15 protein-coding genes are annotated in these 16,758 nt (G+C 35.9%); 5 read left to right on the plus strand and 10 right to left on the minus strand.

Annotated elements, in window-relative coordinates; genetic code table 11:
- Position 1 precedes the first annotated feature (1 nt).
- The 3 genes from FKR84_RS02720 to FKR84_RS02730 all read right to left on the minus strand — a co-directional run bounded on the left by FKR84_RS02720 (position 2) and on the right by FKR84_RS02730 (position 4,374).
- On the minus strand, positions 2 to 691 hold the full coding sequence (locus tag FKR84_RS02720) for an LOG family protein (RefSeq protein WP_141420657.1): 690 nt from the start codon (positions 689 to 691) through the stop codon (positions 2 to 4).
- A 30-nt stretch (positions 692 to 721) separates the two neighbouring features.
- The gene (gene uvrA, locus FKR84_RS02725; protein WP_141420658.1) at positions 722 to 3,553 is read right to left on the minus strand and encodes an excinuclease ABC subunit UvrA; all 2,832 of its coding nucleotides are present in this window, start codon (positions 3,551 to 3,553) and stop codon (positions 722 to 724) included.
- Between the two features lie 224 nt (positions 3,554 to 3,777).
- Positions 3,778 to 4,374 (minus strand): acyl carrier protein phosphodiesterase, encoded by a 597-nt coding sequence (locus FKR84_RS02730; protein ID WP_141420659.1) that lies wholly within the window; start codon positions 4,372 to 4,374, stop codon positions 3,778 to 3,780.
- A gap of 172 nt (positions 4,375 to 4,546) precedes the next feature.
- Here FKR84_RS02730 and glmM point away from each other — a divergent pair, with 172 nt between their 5' ends.
- Entirely contained in the window at positions 4,547 to 5,929 is a 1,383-nt protein-coding gene (glmM, locus tag FKR84_RS02735; RefSeq protein ID WP_141420660.1) for a phosphoglucosamine mutase, read from the plus strand.
- Between the two features lie 104 nt (positions 5,930 to 6,033).
- Here glmM and fumC read toward each other — a convergent pair whose 3' ends face one another.
- Positions 6,034 to 7,431 (minus strand): class II fumarate hydratase, encoded by a 1,398-nt coding sequence (gene fumC / locus FKR84_RS02740; RefSeq protein ID WP_141420661.1) that lies wholly within the window; start codon positions 7,429 to 7,431, stop codon positions 6,034 to 6,036.
- A 298-nt stretch (positions 7,432 to 7,729) separates the two neighbouring features.
- On the opposite strand from fumC, the gene FKR84_RS02745 reads away from it, so the two are divergent.
- Complete coding sequence (locus tag FKR84_RS02745) at positions 7,730 to 7,921, plus strand: hypothetical protein (protein WP_141420662.1); 192 nt, start codon at positions 7,730 to 7,732, stop codon at positions 7,919 to 7,921.
- Positions 7,922 to 7,992: 71 nt separating this feature from the next.
- Here the strand turns inward: FKR84_RS02745 and FKR84_RS02750 are convergent, their stop codons facing one another.
- The gene (locus FKR84_RS02750; RefSeq protein ID WP_141420663.1) at positions 7,993 to 10,494 is read right to left on the minus strand and encodes a TonB-dependent receptor domain-containing protein; all 2,502 of its coding nucleotides are present in this window, start codon (positions 10,492 to 10,494) and stop codon (positions 7,993 to 7,995) included.
- A gap of 282 nt (positions 10,495 to 10,776) precedes the next feature.
- Here FKR84_RS02750 and FKR84_RS02755 point away from each other — a divergent pair, with 282 nt between their 5' ends.
- Entirely contained in the window at positions 10,777 to 11,931 is a 1,155-nt protein-coding gene (locus FKR84_RS02755) for an RtcB family protein (RefSeq protein ID WP_141420664.1), read from the plus strand.
- A 58-nt stretch (positions 11,932 to 11,989) separates the two neighbouring features.
- Here the strand turns inward: FKR84_RS02755 and FKR84_RS02760 are convergent, their stop codons facing one another.
- The 5 genes from FKR84_RS02760 to prfB all read right to left on the minus strand — a co-directional run bounded on the left by FKR84_RS02760 (position 11,990) and on the right by prfB (position 15,039).
- Complete coding sequence (locus tag FKR84_RS02760; RefSeq protein ID WP_141420665.1) at positions 11,990 to 12,337, minus strand: hypothetical protein; 348 nt, start codon at positions 12,335 to 12,337, stop codon at positions 11,990 to 11,992.
- A 123-nt stretch (positions 12,338 to 12,460) separates the two neighbouring features.
- Entirely contained in the window at positions 12,461 to 12,853 is a 393-nt protein-coding gene (locus FKR84_RS02765) for a hypothetical protein (RefSeq protein WP_141420666.1), read from the minus strand.
- A 157-nt stretch (positions 12,854 to 13,010) separates the two neighbouring features.
- Positions 13,011 to 13,418 carry a hypothetical protein gene (locus FKR84_RS02770; protein WP_141420667.1) on the minus strand — a complete coding sequence of 136 codons (408 nt, stop codon included), beginning with the start codon at positions 13,416 to 13,418 and terminating at the stop codon, positions 13,011 to 13,013.
- Between the two features lie 77 nt (positions 13,419 to 13,495).
- Positions 13,496 to 13,837 (minus strand): arsenate reductase (glutaredoxin), encoded by a 342-nt coding sequence (arsC, locus tag FKR84_RS02775; RefSeq protein ID WP_141420668.1) that lies wholly within the window; start codon positions 13,835 to 13,837, stop codon positions 13,496 to 13,498.
- Between the two features lie 100 nt (positions 13,838 to 13,937).
- Positions 13,938 to 15,039, minus strand: a protein-coding gene (prfB, locus tag FKR84_RS02780; RefSeq protein ID WP_141420669.1) for a peptide chain release factor 2 whose coding sequence is annotated in 2 segments (ribosomal slippage) — positions 13,938 to 14,972 and positions 14,974 to 15,039 — 1,101 coding nt in all. Because the reading frame shifts where the segments join, the coding sequence is not laid out codon by codon here.
- 105 nt (positions 15,040 to 15,144) lie between these two features.
- Between prfB and FKR84_RS02785 the strand changes: the two genes are divergently transcribed.
- A complete protein-coding gene (locus tag FKR84_RS02785; protein WP_141420670.1) occupies positions 15,145 to 16,170 on the plus strand; it encodes a threonine aldolase family protein in 1,026 nt (341 codons plus the stop codon).
- Positions 16,171 to 16,239: 69 nt separating this feature from the next.
- Positions 16,240 to 16,755 carry a redoxin domain-containing protein gene (locus tag FKR84_RS02790; RefSeq protein ID WP_141420671.1) on the plus strand — a complete coding sequence of 172 codons (516 nt, stop codon included), beginning with the start codon at positions 16,240 to 16,242 and terminating at the stop codon, positions 16,753 to 16,755.
- The last annotated feature ends 3 nt before the right edge of the window (positions 16,756 to 16,758 follow it).

Genomic DNA, 16,758 nt, shown 5'->3' on the forward strand with positions numbered 1-16,758 from the left:
TTTAAAAGTTTGGACTCAAATTAAACTCATCATAGAATTTATCTAGAATCTCTATTACCTCGTCTGCTGTATCCACAATTTGTACCAAATCTACATCTGCGGCGCTAATATTTTTAAAACTGTCTAAAAGCGTACTTTTTACCCAATCAAAAAGGCCGCCCCAAAATTCGGTTCCAACCAAAATAATCGGAAATTTGTCTATTTTATGCGTTTGTATTAACGTAATAGCTTCAAAAAGCTCATCTAAAGTTCCAAAACCACCGGGCATAACCACAAAACCTTGCGAATATTTTACAAACATTACTTTGCGCACAAAGAAATAATCAAAATCTAAGTTCTTGTTTTTATCAATATACGGATTATCGTGTTGTTCAAAAGGCAAATCTATATTTAAACCAACAGAAGTACCGCCGGCCAAATGTGCGCCTTTGTTTCCCGCTTCCATAATGCCGGGACCGCCGCCGGTAATAACGCCATAACCGTGTTCTACAATTTTTTCGGCAACCTTGGTGGCCAATTTATAATATTTATGTTCAGGATCTGTTCTGGCAGAGCCAAAGATGGATACACAAGGGCCAATTTCGCTCATTCTTTCGTAGCCGTGTACAAACTCGCTCATTATTTTAAAAAGCGCCCAGCTATCGTTTGTCTTTATTTCGTTCCAGGCCTTGTTTCGTTGTTCGTTTCTCATTTATTGTATTTTTAAAATCTGCAAAATTGGCTAATGTAGTTCTTTTCTTAGAAATTTTGCGGTATAGCTCTTTTTATGTTTGCTTACTTTTTCTGGCGTGCCTTCTACCATTATTTTCCCGCCATCTTTTCCGCCTTCATAACCAATATCAATAATGTGATCTGCTAGTTTAATTACATCCATATTATGTTCTATAATCAAAACGGTGTTACCCTTATCGGTAAGTTTATTTAACACTTGCAATAAAACTCTAATGTCTTCAAAATGTAAACCTGTAGTTGGCTCGTCTAAAATATAAAATGTATTGCCGGTATCTCTTTTAGAAAGTTCTGTAGCCAATTTTACACGTTGTGCTTCGCCACCAGAAAGTGTAGTGCTTTGCTGCCCCAACGTTATATATCCTAAACCAACATCTTGAATAGTTTTTAGTTTACGGAAGATTTTAGGAATATGCTCAAAAAAGCTGGTAGCTTCTTCTATAGTCATATTTAAAACATCACTAATAGATTTACCTTTATAGCGAATTTCTAAGGTCTCCCGATTAAAACGCTTGCCCTGACAATTTTCGCATTCTACGTGAACATCTGGCAGAAAATTCATTTCTATAACGCGCAAACCTGCTCCGCGACAAGTTTCGCAACGACCGCCTTTTACGTTAAAACTAAAACGTCCCGGTTTATAACCTCTTATTTGTGCTTCGGGGGTTTTGGCAAACAAACTTCTAATTTCTGAAAAAACACCGGTATAAGTAGCCGGATTAGAACGTGGTGTTCTGCCAATAGGAGATTGGTTTATATCTATTACTTTATCTGCATTATCCAATCCTTTAATGCTTTTGTAAGGCATTGGCTCTTTTACGCCGTTAAAATAATGCGCATTCATAATCGGGTATAATGTACCGTTAATTAAACTAGATTTTCCGCTACCGGAAACGCCGGTTACTACAATCATTTTCCCTAAAGGAAGTTTTACATTTACGTTTTTCAGGTTGTTGCCGGTAGCGCCTTTTAGCTCGATAAACTTTCCGTTGCCTTCGCGTCTTTCTTTTGGAATTTCAATAGCTTTTTTGCCATTTAAATAAGATGCAGTAAGCGTGTTGTGTTTTCGTATTTGTTTTGGAGTGCCCTCGCTTATAATTTCGCCACCATGTTTCCCCGCAAAGGGACCAATATCTATAACGTGGTCTGCGCTTTCTATCATATCTTTATCATGCTCTACCACAATTATAGAGTTGCCAACATCGCGCAGGCTAATAAGAGAATTAATAAGTTTTTCGTTATCGCGTTGGTGTAAGCCAATACTGGGTTCGTCTAAAATATATAAAACGCCAACCAGTTGCGAGCCAATTTGCGTTGCCAAACGTATGCGCTGCGCTTCGCCGCCAGATAAACTCTTAGAGCCTCTGTTTAACGAAAGATAGGTGAGCCCAACATCTACCAAAAACTGTAAACGGGTCCGAATTTCTTTTACGATTTCTTCGGCAATTTTCCATTTGTTTTTACTGAAGTGTTTTGACAAATCTTCAAACCAACTGCTTAATTCTAAAATGTCTTTTTGGGCCAGCTCGGCAATGTTTAAAGAATTTATTTTAAAATGAAGCGACTCTTTTTGCAATCTGCTGCCGTTGCACTTGGGGCAAACCACATTGTCCATATATTCTTTTGCCCAGCGTTTTAGCGAGCGCGAATCGTTGTTATGGTAGGTGTTTTCTATAAAGGTTGCAACACCTTCAAAATCTATTTTATATTTTCTGGTAACTCCCAATTCTTTAGAAGTAACTTCAAAGCGTTCTTTTCCCCCAAACAAAATCATATCCAAAGCTTCTTTGGGTATATCTTTTATCGGGTCTGATAATTTAAAATCAAAACGTTCTGCAATAAGCTGCATTTGCTTAAACGCCCAATTCTTTTTTTGTGCACCGTGGGGCTCTAAACCGCCATTTTTAATAGATTTTTTAGCATCTGGAATAATCTTATCTATATTTACTTCATACAAATGCCCAATACCGTTACATTTTGGACAAGCACCTTTGGGCGAGTTAAAAGAAAAATTATTTGGCTCTGGATTGGGATAGGAAATTCCGGTGGTAGGACACATCAAATTTCTACTAAAAAAGCGTGGTTCTTTTGCGTCGTGCTCCAAGACCATCATTACATCGCTGCCTTGGTTCATAGCGGTATTTATGCTTTCAGAAAGGCGTTTATCTAAATCTTTAGAGTCGTTTATTTTTAGCCGGTCTATTACCACCTCTATATCGTGGGTTTTATACCGGTCTAATTTCATACCTTTTTCTATATCTCTAATTTCGCCATCTGTACGCACTTTTACAAAACCTTGTTTTGCCACCTGCTCAAACAACTCGCGGTAATGACCTTTTCTAGAACGTACTATAGGCGCAAGAATATTTATGCGCTTGTCTTTAAACTCTTTTTTAATTAAGTTTTTTATTTGCGCATCTGTATAGCTAACCATTTTTTCGCCGGTTCTATAGCTATACGCATCGCCGGCACGAGCAAATAAAAGACGTAAAAAGTCGTAAATTTCTGTAATGGTGCCAACTGTACTTCTTGGGTTTTTACTCGTGGTTTTTTGTTCTATCGCAATTACGGGAGATAGACCGTCTATTTTATCTACATCCGGTCGTTCTAAACTACCAAGAAACTGCCTGGCGTACGCAGAAAAAGTTTCTATATACCTGCGTTGACCTTCTGCATAAATCGTATCAAAAGCCAAAGAAGATTTTCCGGAGCCAGAGAGTCCGGTAATAACTACTAATTTTTCGCGTGGTATGCTAACATCTATGTTTTTTAGATTATGCACCCGCGCACCTAAAACATCTATTTTTTCGTCGAAATTTGCCATAATTTTTTGCAAGCTGCAAAGTTAGTTAAAAGCTTGAATTTTAGAAAAAAACCTTCTTAAAGCTTTTGTAAATTGTGTTTGGGAGTTGATACATTTAGCAATAAAAATTGCCCCACTTTTCTGAAGCTCAAAATAAATAAGTTTATCTTTATTGTAATTAAATAGCAATAGTTTTTTCCGTAAAGAAAAAATTGGAATTTAAATGACGTTTTCCGTAAAGGAATTTAAGACAAAGAGTTTAGATTTTCTCGTTCGTGCTTTGCAAAAAGCTGTATTTCCTCAAAAAAACCGGTAAACTCTGTTTCATAAAGTAAGTAGTCTTCTTTAATGTCTTTTACAGCTTTATCTAAATAAATATCTGTTTTTACACGCCCATTCATTTGCCATAAAATTTGCTCTAAACCTTCTAAATTTCTATAACTAAATAACCAATTTTGTTCTACCATTATGGGATAAAAGCGCTGTACATTTTTTGGTAAAACATCAAAGTTTTTATCGAGCAATGTATAAAAATCCTGCACAAAATCTTTTAATGGCTGTTTATGATAAACCTGCCAGTTTTTTGCCAAAAAATGATCGTACAAAACGTCTACAATTACTGAGGCATAATGGCTGTATTTAGGAAATAAACGGTGCGTACTTTTAAAAACCGTGGGATGCGCGTCTGTAAACGTATCTATTTTGCGGTGCAATAAAATGCCTTGTTGCAACTTAAACGGATATTTTTTATAGCTTTTTCCTTTTATAGAATCTGCCATAAAATTACCAATCTTTAAAAAATCGTCGTTTCCGGAAAGATAAATATGCGCGAGAAAATTCATAAAGTAAAACTAATCAAAAATATAGTAGCAACTTTACGGAATGCTAAAATCTTTAGAAAACGAAGGCTTTGTAAAAATTATCCTAAAATACAGCAAAGCAAAGCAAGGGTTCGGGTTATAATTTTTATATTTCTGCTTTCAATATAAATCAACTTTAGAAACGATATAAAGAATGACATTAATAAAATCAATTTCAGGAATTAGAGGAACTATTGGCGGAAAAGTAAACGAAAACTTAACCCCAATAGATGCTGTAAAATTTGCGGCGGCATACGGCACGTGGATTAAAGAACAGCGCCAAAAAGAAAATTACCGCGTGGTAGTAGGTCGCGATGCGCGCATCTCTGGCGAAATGTTACAAGAATTGGTAATGCAAACCTTGGTAGGAATGGGAATTCACGTTATAGACCTCGGTTTATCTACCACGCCAACCGTAGAAATGGCCGTCCCGATGGAACACGCAGACGGCGGCATAATTTTAACCGCAAGCCATAATCCAAAACAATGGAATGCCTTAAAATTATTGGATTCTAAAGGCGAATTTTTAGACGGAAAAGAAGGCGAAAAAATATTAAACATTGCAGAAAAAGAAGCTATTTCCTTTTCGGAAGTTGACGATTTGGGCAAAATAACCATGAACGATGCGTATATAGATTTGCATATTGAAGAGATTTTAAAATCTAAATGGGTAGATGTAAACGCGGTAAAAAAAGCTAATTTTAGAGTAGTGGTAGATGGTGTAAATTCTACCGGAGGTATTGCCATTCCGCGTTTGTTAGAAGAAATGGGCGTAGATGTCGTGAAGTTGTATTGTGAGCCAACCGGAGATTTTCCGCATAATCCTGAGCCGCTTAAAGAACACTTAAAAGATATTTCTGATTTGGTAGTTAAAGAGAAAGCAGATTTTGGCATTGTGGTAGATCCAGATGTAGATAGGTTGGCTTTTATTGACGAAAACGGTAATATGTTTGGCGAAGAATATACGTTAGTGGCTGTAGCCGATTATATTCTAAGTAAAAAAGCAGGCAATACGGTAAGCAATTTATCGTCTTCAAGAGCTTTACGGGATGTAACCGAAAAACACGGCGGAAGCTATCAAGCCAGCGCAGTGGGCGAAGTAAATGTGGTAAAATTAATGAAAGATACCAATGCAATTATTGGCGGAGAAGGAAACGGCGGTATAATATTCCCGGAGTTGCATTATGGGCGTGATAGTTTAATAGGAACAGCTTTATTCTTAACCCATTTGGCAGAAAAAGACATCTCTGTTTCTGCATTACGCGATACCTATCCAGATTATTTTATGAGTAAAAATAAAATAGAATTAACGCCCAAAATAGACGTAGATAAGATTTTGGAAAGTATGGCGCAACGTTATAAAGATGAAGAAGTTTCTACCATAGACGGTGTAAAAGTAGATTTTGAAGATTCTTGGGTGCATCTTAGAAAATCTAATACAGAGCCAATAATAAGAATCTACACAGAAGCAAAAACAGAACAACAAGCCGAAAATCTAGCAGAAAAAATCATAGAAGAAATAAAAGAGCTTTGTTAAAATTGGACTAATATTTCGACCAACAAAAAATCCGTCTAAGAACATAAAAGTTTTAGACGGATCTTTATTTATTCTCTAAAAATAACTACGTATTTTCTAAAAAATTAATCAATTTTTCCTACCATATCTTCGGGTTTAACCCATTTATCAAATTCTTCTTCGGTAGTGTAGCCTAAATTAACCGCTTCTTCTTTTAAAGTTGTACCGTTTTTGTGGGCAGTATTGGCAATTTCGGCAGCTTTATAATAACCAATTTTGGTGTTTAATGCGGTTACCAACATCAAGCTGTTTTTTAACATCGTATCTATACGCTCTTGGTTTGGTTCTATGCCGGCAGCGCAATGTTCGTCAAAAGAAACAGAAGCATCGCCTAAAAGTTGTGCACTTTGCAATAAACTTGCTGCCATTACTGGTTTAAAAACGTTTAGTTCAAACTGACCTTGCATCCCGCCAACGGCAACACCCGCATCGTTACCAATAACTTGCGCGCAAACCATGGTTAAAGCTTCGCATTGCGTAGGATTTACTTTTCCGGGCATAATAGAAGAACCCGGCTCGTTGGCCGGAATGTTAATCTCTCCAATTCCGCTTCGTGGTCCCGAGGCCAACATTCTAATATCGTTACCTATTTTATTTAAACTTACCGCCAATTGTTTTAAAGCCCCGTGGGTTTCTACCAAAGCATCGTGGGCGGCCAAAGCCTCAAATTTATTTTTGGCAGAGGTAAAGGGTAAATCGGTTAGCTCTGCTATTTTTTTAGCAACATTTTCTGCATAACCATCTGGTGTGTTTAATCCTGTTCCTACTGCAGTGCCGCCCAAAGCCAATTCTGCCATATGCGGTAACGTGTTTTTTAAAGCTTTTAAACCGTGGGTTAATTGCGAAGCATAACCACCAAATTCTTGTCCCAGGGTTAGGGGAGTGGCATCCATAAAATGCGTACGGCCAATTTTTACTACTTTTTTAAAATCTTCTGATTTTTTCCGTAAAGTATCGCGCAATTGCTCTACGCCAGGAATTGTGGTTTCTACCAATTTTTTATAAATGGCAATATGCATTCCTGTAGGAAAAGTATCATTAGAAGATTGCGATTTGTTTACATCGTCGTTTGGTTGTAATGTTTTATCGCCTTCACCAATTTTCTTTCCTGCCAATTGATGCGCACGATTGGCAATTACCTCGTTTACGTTCATATTGCTTTGCGTACCAGAACCGGTTTGCCAAATTACCAACGGAAATTGATCGTCATGTTTTCCTTCCAAAATCTCGTCACAAACCTTGGCAATCAAATCTCTTTTTTCTGTAGAAAGTACGCCGGCAGCTTCGTTGGTAAAAGCTGCTGCTTTTTTTAAGTATGCAAAGCCGTAGATGATTTCTAACGGCATAGAACCGGCGGGTCCAATTTTAAAATTATTTTTAGAGCGTTCTGTTTGTGCGCCCCAAAGTTTATTGGCCGGCACTTTTACTTCGCCCATCGTGTCTTTTTCTATTCTATATTCCATTTGCGTGTGTTATTTTAAGGTTTTTACAAATTTAAACATTTAGCCGCTCAATTACCTTTAAATTGAAAATAGAATTTTGTTTTGCTTTACGGAATTGCCTCGGCTGTAAATCAAAATTCTAGAGAGTTTGATTTATAGAATTGCAGCTTACAGGAGAAATTTCAGCTACAGCTAAAATCATAAATAAAAAATCTGAACCTAAGCAGGGCGCCATAAGCAGAATATATTTTTTAACTTTTCTTTGCAATTAATTTTAAAATATACTTATCTTTGAACAAATTCTTGAAATTTAAAAATTATGTTTGAGTTTGATCAGTATATCGGGTTTTTGATTTTTATGGGAATCGCAACTATAGGATTTTGGTTGATGATTTTTTTAATAACTTTTGTAGTGCCTTACTGGATTGGTGGTGCGGTAAAAGATATGATTCGTGAAAGAAAAGAAAAGAAAAACCAAAATAACGAAACCACGGTAGAACAGTTAAAATAATATATAATTACCAGATAAAAAAAGGGAAGCAATTAATTTTGCTTCCCTTTTTTGTTGGATGGTTTTCTAGCTTAAAAACCACCGCCATCTCCTTCTTCATAATTATTTTGACTTCCTTGACGAGAACCACGCTGATCGTTAGGTTGGTTAAATCTGTAAATTAAAGAAGCCGTAATTTGTCTCTCTCTCCATTGAAATTCGCTATCTGTTACTACATTTTCTGTAACCGTGTAACTATTTCTTTTTCTCGAGTTGAGAACGTCTCTTATATTTAAAGAAGCGGTTAGCGTGTTTTCTACCAATTCTTTACTAAAAGCAAGGTTTAAAGAGAAAATACCATCTGTTTCAGATTGGGCGCTTTCTCGCGGACCGCGGTAAAAACCTGTAGTTTGCCAATCTATGCTGCCGGGTAAATTAACTTTAGAACTAAAACGACCAAACCAGCTGGTACTTTTATTGCCATAATCTACGCCTTCAAATTCACCTTCAGACTCCCGACTAAAAAAGTTAAAACTTGCATTTAATCTAAGCCATTTTGCCGGATTATAAATTGTACCTACTTCTGCACCAAAACGCTCTTCTGTAGATAGGTTAATTGGTAAAGTACGCACAATTGGTATACCATCTGTGGTTTCGTCTGTATTGCCGGTATCTTCAGGGTTAAGTTGTATTCTTTCAAAAGCATCAGTTTCACGTTGATAGTAGATTGAGCCGGTTAAGGTTAATTTGTCCCATTTTTTTAAATAACCCAAATCAAAAGCACTTGAAAAAGATGGATCTAAGTCTGGGTTACCTTGAAAGATATTTGTTCTACTAGATCTCGAGGGGAACGGGTTGATATACCAACTCCGAGGTCTGTTTATTCTCCGGTTATAGCCTAAAGTAATATTTTCGTCTTCGCTAAGCTCGTAAGTTAAGTTTATGGTAGGGAAGAGCTCTAAATAATCTTTTTCAAAATTGGTTTCAAAAGCAAAACCAACTTCTTCTTCCAAATCTGTTTCAGGCAAAGCAGTATCTAATTCTCCCTTTAGTTTTGTTTGCTCTAAACGCAAACCAACCAAGAAAGAAAAATCACCAAATTTATTACCATATTGAGAATAAACCGCATTTACATTTTCGGTATAGGTAAATTTGTTGCTTAAACTCAAGTTTGGTTCAAAGTTGCCGGTGTTTTGGTTTAATGTATCTAATGAATAATCTGTTACTTCTTCTTCAAAATTACTACGAAAACCAGCTTCAAATTGTGCTTCGCCTATTGGTAAAACATAATCTGCTTGTATCAAAAATTCGTTTTGTGTTTCTTTTTCAAATATCTTTTCCTTATCTAAAAATGTTGTAGTAGGAAAAGTTATGTTTTCTTCAATAGTAGTTGGTCTGTCTTCGTTATCGTAAGAATACTGAAAATCTGCCATTAATTTATGGCCTTCGTCGTTAAACCTATTTTGGTAATTTACAGAAGCCTGGTAACTTTTATCGTCTTCTTTTTCTATTTGCTCTCGAAGCGTACGACTGTCTAATGTATTATCTACAAACCTGCTGGTATTGTTTTTTGTTACGTCTTTATCGTCTCCAAAACGTGTAAAGAAGCTACCGGTAACAGACGATTGCTCGTTTAAGAAATACTCCATTCCTATATTGGCATTAAAACCATTATATCTTCTGTCATATTCGCGGTCTTCTATAATTTTATCAAACGAACCGGTTTTATACCTATTATCAAAAAAAGCATTTCCTGGAGACTTTCTATAGTAATTACCAATGGTGGTAAAAATATTAAAATCGTCTGTACGTAGATTTAAATTGGTAGAAATATTAGAATTTGTAGGATAGCCAACATTTGCAGAAACAGAACCGTTAAAACCTAGGGTTTTTTCTTTCTTTAAAATAATATTTAAAATTCCTGCAGAACCTTCGGCATCGTATCGTGCAGATGGACTCGTGATAACTTCTACACGCTCTATAGCATCTGCCGGTAATTGCTGAAAAACATTGGTATCTCCAAATCCGGCCATTGCAGAAGGTTTCCCGTTTATTAAAATACGAACGTTTTCATTTCCGCGTAAGCTAATACCACCTTCCATATCTACTGTTACAGAGGGTACATTATTTAAAGCATCACTCACTGTGCTACCTTGTGTGGTAAGATCTTTACCAATATTGTATATTTTTTTGTCTAAACGTATATCTACTTCTGTGGTTTCTGCGCGTACCACCACTTCGTCCAAACTGTCGGTATCTAAGCCTAACCTTACGGTACCTAAATTTATATTAGAAGTTACTTTTCTGTTCTCAACTATTTTCGGCTCAAAAGAAATATATTCTATCAAAATCGTATATGTTCCCGGAGTAACTTCTACAGAGAACTCGCCGTCAAAGTTGGTAACACCACCTTGATCGCTTTTTTCTCCGGAAGGATCTTTAAACGTAATTGTAGCATATTCTAAGGGAATACCGGCATCTTTATCTACCACATTACCGGTTACGGTTTTTTTACCTTGAGCAAAACTTAAAGCAGGGAAAAGAATAAATAGCAAAAAGAAATTTCTTGCCAAAAATTTGGGACGTAGTTTCATGAACAGTTTTTCTTTTTAAGACTAATCTTTATGTAAATAGTTTAATGGGTAATCCCGAAAATTTTACAGAATTTTAAAAAATCACGTTTTTTGAGGTGCTTTTTTTGATTAAGAGCTTGAAAATGTATCTTTTAATTTATTTTCTTTTTTTTAAAATTTTACGGAATTTTATCTTACCCAACAATTAATTTTTCCGTGAAGTAAAAAACACAGCACTTTATCTACGGCTTGCTAATTTCTAAAGCTTTGTTTTTAATAGGAAAGATTTGTATCTTAAAATTTATGATACGAAAGATAAACACAGAGAAAATTCCCATAAAACTATGGTTAGAAGATATTGAAGAAGGCGCTTTGCAACAAGCAAAAGATTTGGCCAACTTAGAAATAGCTTTTAAACATATTGCTATCATGCCAGATTCTCACCAAGGCTACGGAATGCCGATTGGCGGGGTTTTGGCCACAAAAGACGCAATTATTCCAAATGCTGTTGGCGTAGATATTGGCTGCGGAATGTGCTGCCTGCGAACAGATTTGAAAGAAATAAACACCGCAGATTTAAAAAACGTTATGAAGCAAATACGGCAAACTGTTCCTGTGGGTCATAAGCACCACAAAGAAAAACAGGATGAGAAGTATATGCCTGTTTTAAAAGAAAATCTGCCAATAGTTTCTAAAGAATACGAGCGAGGGAGAGATCAGGTAGGGACTTTAGGTGGTGGCAATCATTTTATAGAAATTCAGCGCGGTTCAGATGATTATATCTGGATAATGGTACATTCCGGCTCCAGAAATATTGGTTATACAACAGCCAAACATTATCACGAAAAAGCAATAGAAGAGACCAAAAAACGCGGTAATAATGTACCAAAAGATCTTTCTTATTTTATTCGTGGTACAGAATATTATGATAATTATTTTAAGGAAATGAATTATTGTATCGAGTTTGCCTTGCAAAATAGAAAATTGATGATGTATAGGGTAAAAGAAGCCTTTACGGAATTGTTACCGTCTGTACAATTTTCAAATTTTATTAATAAACCACATAATTTTGCTGCTTGGGAAAGGCATTTTGAAGAAAATTTAATGGTACACAGAAAAGGTGCCACCCGCGCCGAAGAAGGCGAGTGGGTGATGATACCCGGCTCACAAGGCACAAATTCTTACTTGGTTAGAGGCAAAGGAAATGCCAAGTCTTTTAATTCTTGTTCGCACGGTGCCGGCAGAGTTATGAGCCGAACCAAAGCTAGAAAGTCGCTAAACTTTAAAGAAGAAGTAGCTCAATTAAAAAACAAGGGAATTCTACATGCTTTACGTCATAAAAAAGACTTGGACGAAGCACCAGGCTCATACAAAGACATTAAAAATGTTATGCGCTTGCAAAAAGATTTGGTAAACATAGTGGTAGAGCTAGCGCCATTGGGAGTAGTTAAAGCTTAAACATTCCTGATAGTTTAAAATAATCTACCTAAATCTAAATCAATGTTACAATACAGAATTAGCGTTTTTTACCGCGGTAATTTAAGTATACTTCGTATTGCTGCCCTGTTAATATATTCCGAATTTCTTTATCTTGGTTCTTTACTACTGCTTCTATGGCATCACGTTTTTTGGCCATACTCATTCCAGAATTAATAATTTCGTTGCGTTCTATATAAAACTCGGTCAATTTCTTTTTTACCAAAACTTCTTGTTTTCCGGTTAGCGCTAATTGTTCTTTTAAGATTTCTGTTTTCTGTTCTACACGTTTCTCGACCTCTGGTATAGGTTCAGATTGTAATCTATCTTGTGTAAAACCACTGAGGCTTAAACTTATAAATGCAAAAAATAATAGTAAAGTTCTCATAGTTTAAGGTTTAGTTTAAAATTAAAAAATAGATTGTAAGGACTTAGTTAATAAGTAGTTAAAATAAAAAACCGTCTTAAAGCAAATTAAGACGGTTTCGTTATTAGAACTGTAACGATTTAATTATTGTCTTCGCGGTGCGTTTCTTACACGTTTGCGCATTTCTCTCATTTTATTTCTTTTAATATCGTTGTATCTGTCAGATTGTGCATCTGTCAAATAGCTTTCTATATTAGATAAACTTTCTTCTAAAGAAGATTTTATCTCTTTGCGTTTTTCACGGCTAGATAAATCAGACTGGATTATTTCGTTTTTACGCTCGTAATATTTTTCAAATTCTTTACTGATGCGTTCTTGCTGGTCATCGTTCAATTGTAACTGATTTGTTAAAACAGCTATTTGGTTATCAACTTTCTTTGCAGCCCTATCTTCTGATGTTCTATGCAATAAAGATTGTGCGCTTGCAAAATGAACGCTCATTCCAATTATCGTTAAGGTTAATAGTAATTTTTTCATGGTGTGTATTAGTTTTTGTTTGCGCTACTAATATAACGGCTATGCTTAACAATCTGGTTAACAATTCGTTAAAAATCGATTAAAACTATCATAAATTCGATTAATATCATCTTTAGTGGCAAATGAGTAGATAAATCGCAATATAGGTTATCACTCTTTAAAGAGGACCTAGAGACCTTTCCTTATAAATTGATTCTGAGGCTTTTTCGTGTTTTTTCCGAATTTCTCTTTTACGTTGTAAATAATAATTAAATTGGTAGCGGGTAAGAATATCTGCCAATTCAGATGTTTTCCGTACATCTATACGTTGCAACCATTTCTTTTTTCGTTCGGGACTCCAGTTGGCAGCCATTACTTTTTGGCGTTGCACTTCATGAACCATTAGAGCATTGCGCACTAGAAGTCTTTGTTCGCCGCCAAGAGCTAACATTTTGGCTAACTCTCTAACCTCATCTTCGGCTTTTTGTTTTATAGAGGGAGTTGCTTCTCTTAATAAAAGGTGATGTTGCGCAGAAATGTTTTGAAACAGAAAAAAGGAAAATAAAAGTAAAACTAATCGTTTCATAAATCTTTAATTTGATTAACAAAGACAAACTAAAGTTACCTTTATTTTCCGTTAAAAAATCTTAGCAATTTGCTAAATTATAGCAAATCTTTAATCTTTTCTGGTGGTCTGCCAATTACTGCTTTGCCGTTTTTTTCTACAATAGGACGTTGAATTAATTTTGGATGCTCGTGCATCGCTGTAATAATTTCGTCTTCAGACAAATCTTTTCCTTTGTAGTTTTCTTTCCAAACTTTCTCGTTGGTACGTACAAGTTCTTTGGCGGGCATATCTAACAATTTTAGTAAACTTTTAATTTCTTCCTTTTCTAAAGGTTGGTTTAAATATTTTACAATCTGAAAAGTAGTTCCAGATTCTTCTAAAATTTTTAAGCCTTCGCGCGACTTACTGCAACGCGGATTGTGGTATATTTTTATCATTTTATTTTGTTATTTGTTAATTGGTAGAATAGTTAACTTGATGATTAGTTAATTGGTGAATAAGTTAAAAAAATAATTCAAAACTCAAAACTAATATAGTTTAACTTTCCTCTTGTTGGCCCATCATCATAAGGTAAGCTTTTAAAAATGCGTCTAAATCGCCATTCATCACGGCATCTACGTTACCAGTTTCCTCTGCGGTGCGTACATCTTTTACCAATTTATAAGGATGCATTACATAATTGCGAATTTGCGAACCCCACTCAATTTTCTTTTTACTTGCTTCAATATCTTCGCGCTGTTCCAATTGTTTTTGCAATTCTAATTCATACAATTGCGATTTTAGCATCTGCATTGCACGCTCACGGTTGTCGTGTTGCGATCTGGTTTCAGAACAAGATATATGAATCCCGGTAGGGTGGTGCACCAATTGCACTTTGGTTTCTACTTTGTTTACATTTTGTCCGCCGGCACCACTAGATCTTGCTGTGGTAATTTCAATATCAGAAGGATTTACAGTAATTTCTATAGAATCGTCTACCATTGGGTAAACATATACCGATGCAAAAGAAGTATGTCGCTTCGCATTACTGTCAAACGGCGAAATTCTTACCAAACGATGAATACCGTTTTCACCCTTTAACCAACCAAAAGCATAATCGCCTTCAATTTCTAAAGTCACTGTTTTTATGCCGGCCACATCGCCATCCTGATGGTTTAATTCTTTAATTTTATAACCGTGTTTTTCTGCCCACATAATATACATCCGCATAAGCATAGAAGCCCAATCACAACTTTCTGTTCCTCCTGCGCCAGCGGTAATTTGCAAAATAGCGGTTAAGTCATCGCCTTCTTCCGAAAGCATATTCTTAAACTCCAATTTTTCAATATGGTCTAAAGCACTTTCGTAACGTTTTTCTACGTTTTCTTCTTCGGCTTCTCCTTCTTTATAAAATTCGTAAACTACTTCTAAATCCTCAACCAAAGTCTGGGCAGTTTCATAATCTTCTACCCACTTTTTTTCGTTGTTTAGCGCGCGTACAACTTTTTGCGCTTCTTGCGGATTGTCCCAAAAATCTGGCGCAAAGGTTTTTTCTTCTTCGTTGCTTATTTCTATTCGTTTAGCAGCAATGTCAAAGATATTGTTTTAGGGCGGTTACACGATCTTGCAAGTCTTTTATATTATCTTGGCCTATGCTCATTTCTTTACGGATTTGTTTATTGCTAACAAAATTAAAATTTAGACCTGTTTCTCAAAACTTTTTCCGGTCTAATTCTTAGTTTTATACCCAAAGAAGAAAAAGTATATGAAAATAGACCTAAAAAGCGATACGGTAACCAAACCAACGCCCGCAATGTTAGAAGCAATTATGAATGCAGAAGTAGGCGACGATGTCTATAAAGAAGATCCTACGGTAAACGAATTAGAGTCGCGCTTGGCTAAAATGTTTGGTAAAGACAAAGCGCTGTTTTTCCCTACCGGAAGTATGGCCAACCAAGCGGCCATAAAATTACACACCCAACCCGGCGAACAACTTATTTGCGATAAATGGGCGCACGTTTATAATTACGAAGGCGGCGGCGCTTCGTTTAACAGCGGTGTTTCGTGTAGATTATTAGATGGTAATCGCGGAATGGTAACAGCGGAACAGGTGGAAGCAGCTATCAATCCACCGGACTTTTACCACAGTCCGTTAACTTCTTTGGTTTGTTTAGAAAACACGACCAATAAAGGTGGTGGAGCGTGTTATGACTTTACGGAAATTGAAAATATCCGTAAAGTTTGCGATAAAAACCAACTGGGTTTGCATTTGGATGGCGCGCGTTTGTTTAATGCTTTGGTAGCCAAAAACGAAACTCTCAAACAATATGGCGAAGTGTTCGATACCATTTCTATTTGTTTATCGAAAGGCTTGGGCACGCCATTGGGCTCTGTTTTAATAGGCGAAGAAGCTTTAATGAAAAACGCCATGCGTGTTCGGAAAGTTTTGGGTGGCGGAATGCGACAAATAGGGTTTATGGCCGCAGCAGGTTTGTATGCCTTAGAAAATAATATAGAACGCTTGAAAGAAGACCACCAACGCGCAAAAGAACTGGGCAAAATTTTAGAAGAACAAGAATATATTAAAGAAGTAGAGCCGGTAGAAACCAATATTATAATTTTCTATCTAAACGAAACAGTTTTAAGTCAGCAGCAATTTATGCAAAAACTGGAAGAAAAAAACATAGGTATAAGCGCAATGGGCGAAGGTAAAATGCGAATCGTAACGCATTTGGATTATACGGGAGAGATGCATGAGAAGCTTATCAATTTTTTACGACATTTCAATTAAATTTTAACAAGAACTTATTTTTTATTACTAGAGTTTAAAATTTACTTCCTTTAGCTTTGAAATAAAAACATGAAAAATTTTAAGCCAAGACAAGAAGTACCAAAATTAATTGTAGAAACCGTAAGCGGATTAACCTACAATTTAAAAGAACAGCAACCAAAAAACTTTACACTTGTAATTTTTTATAGAGGTTTGCACTGTCCCGTTTGTAAATCTTATTTAGAAGAATTAAATACGTTAATAGAGGATTATAAGAAAAAAGGTGTCGACGTAATTGCTGTTAGTGCAAACTCAAAAGAAGTAGCAAAAAAAACTGTTGAAGAGTGGGATATAAAAAATGTAACTATAGGGTACGGAATGGATATTAAAGAAGCTAGAAAATGGGATTTATATGTTTCTGAAGGAATAAAAGATGAAGAACCAGAAGTGTTTTTTGAACCAGGTCTTTTTTTAGTAAAACCCGATCAAACTTTATACGCTGGAGCTATTCAAACAATGCCATTTGCTAGACCAAAATTAAAAGAGTTGTTAAAATCTATCGATTTTGTGTTAGATAAAGATTATCCGGCTAGAGGAGAAGCTTAAGAA

It is taken from the genome of Haloflavibacter putidus (assembly GCF_006546625.1).
GTDB lineage: Bacteria > Bacteroidota > Bacteroidia > Flavobacteriales > Flavobacteriaceae > Mesonia > Mesonia putida.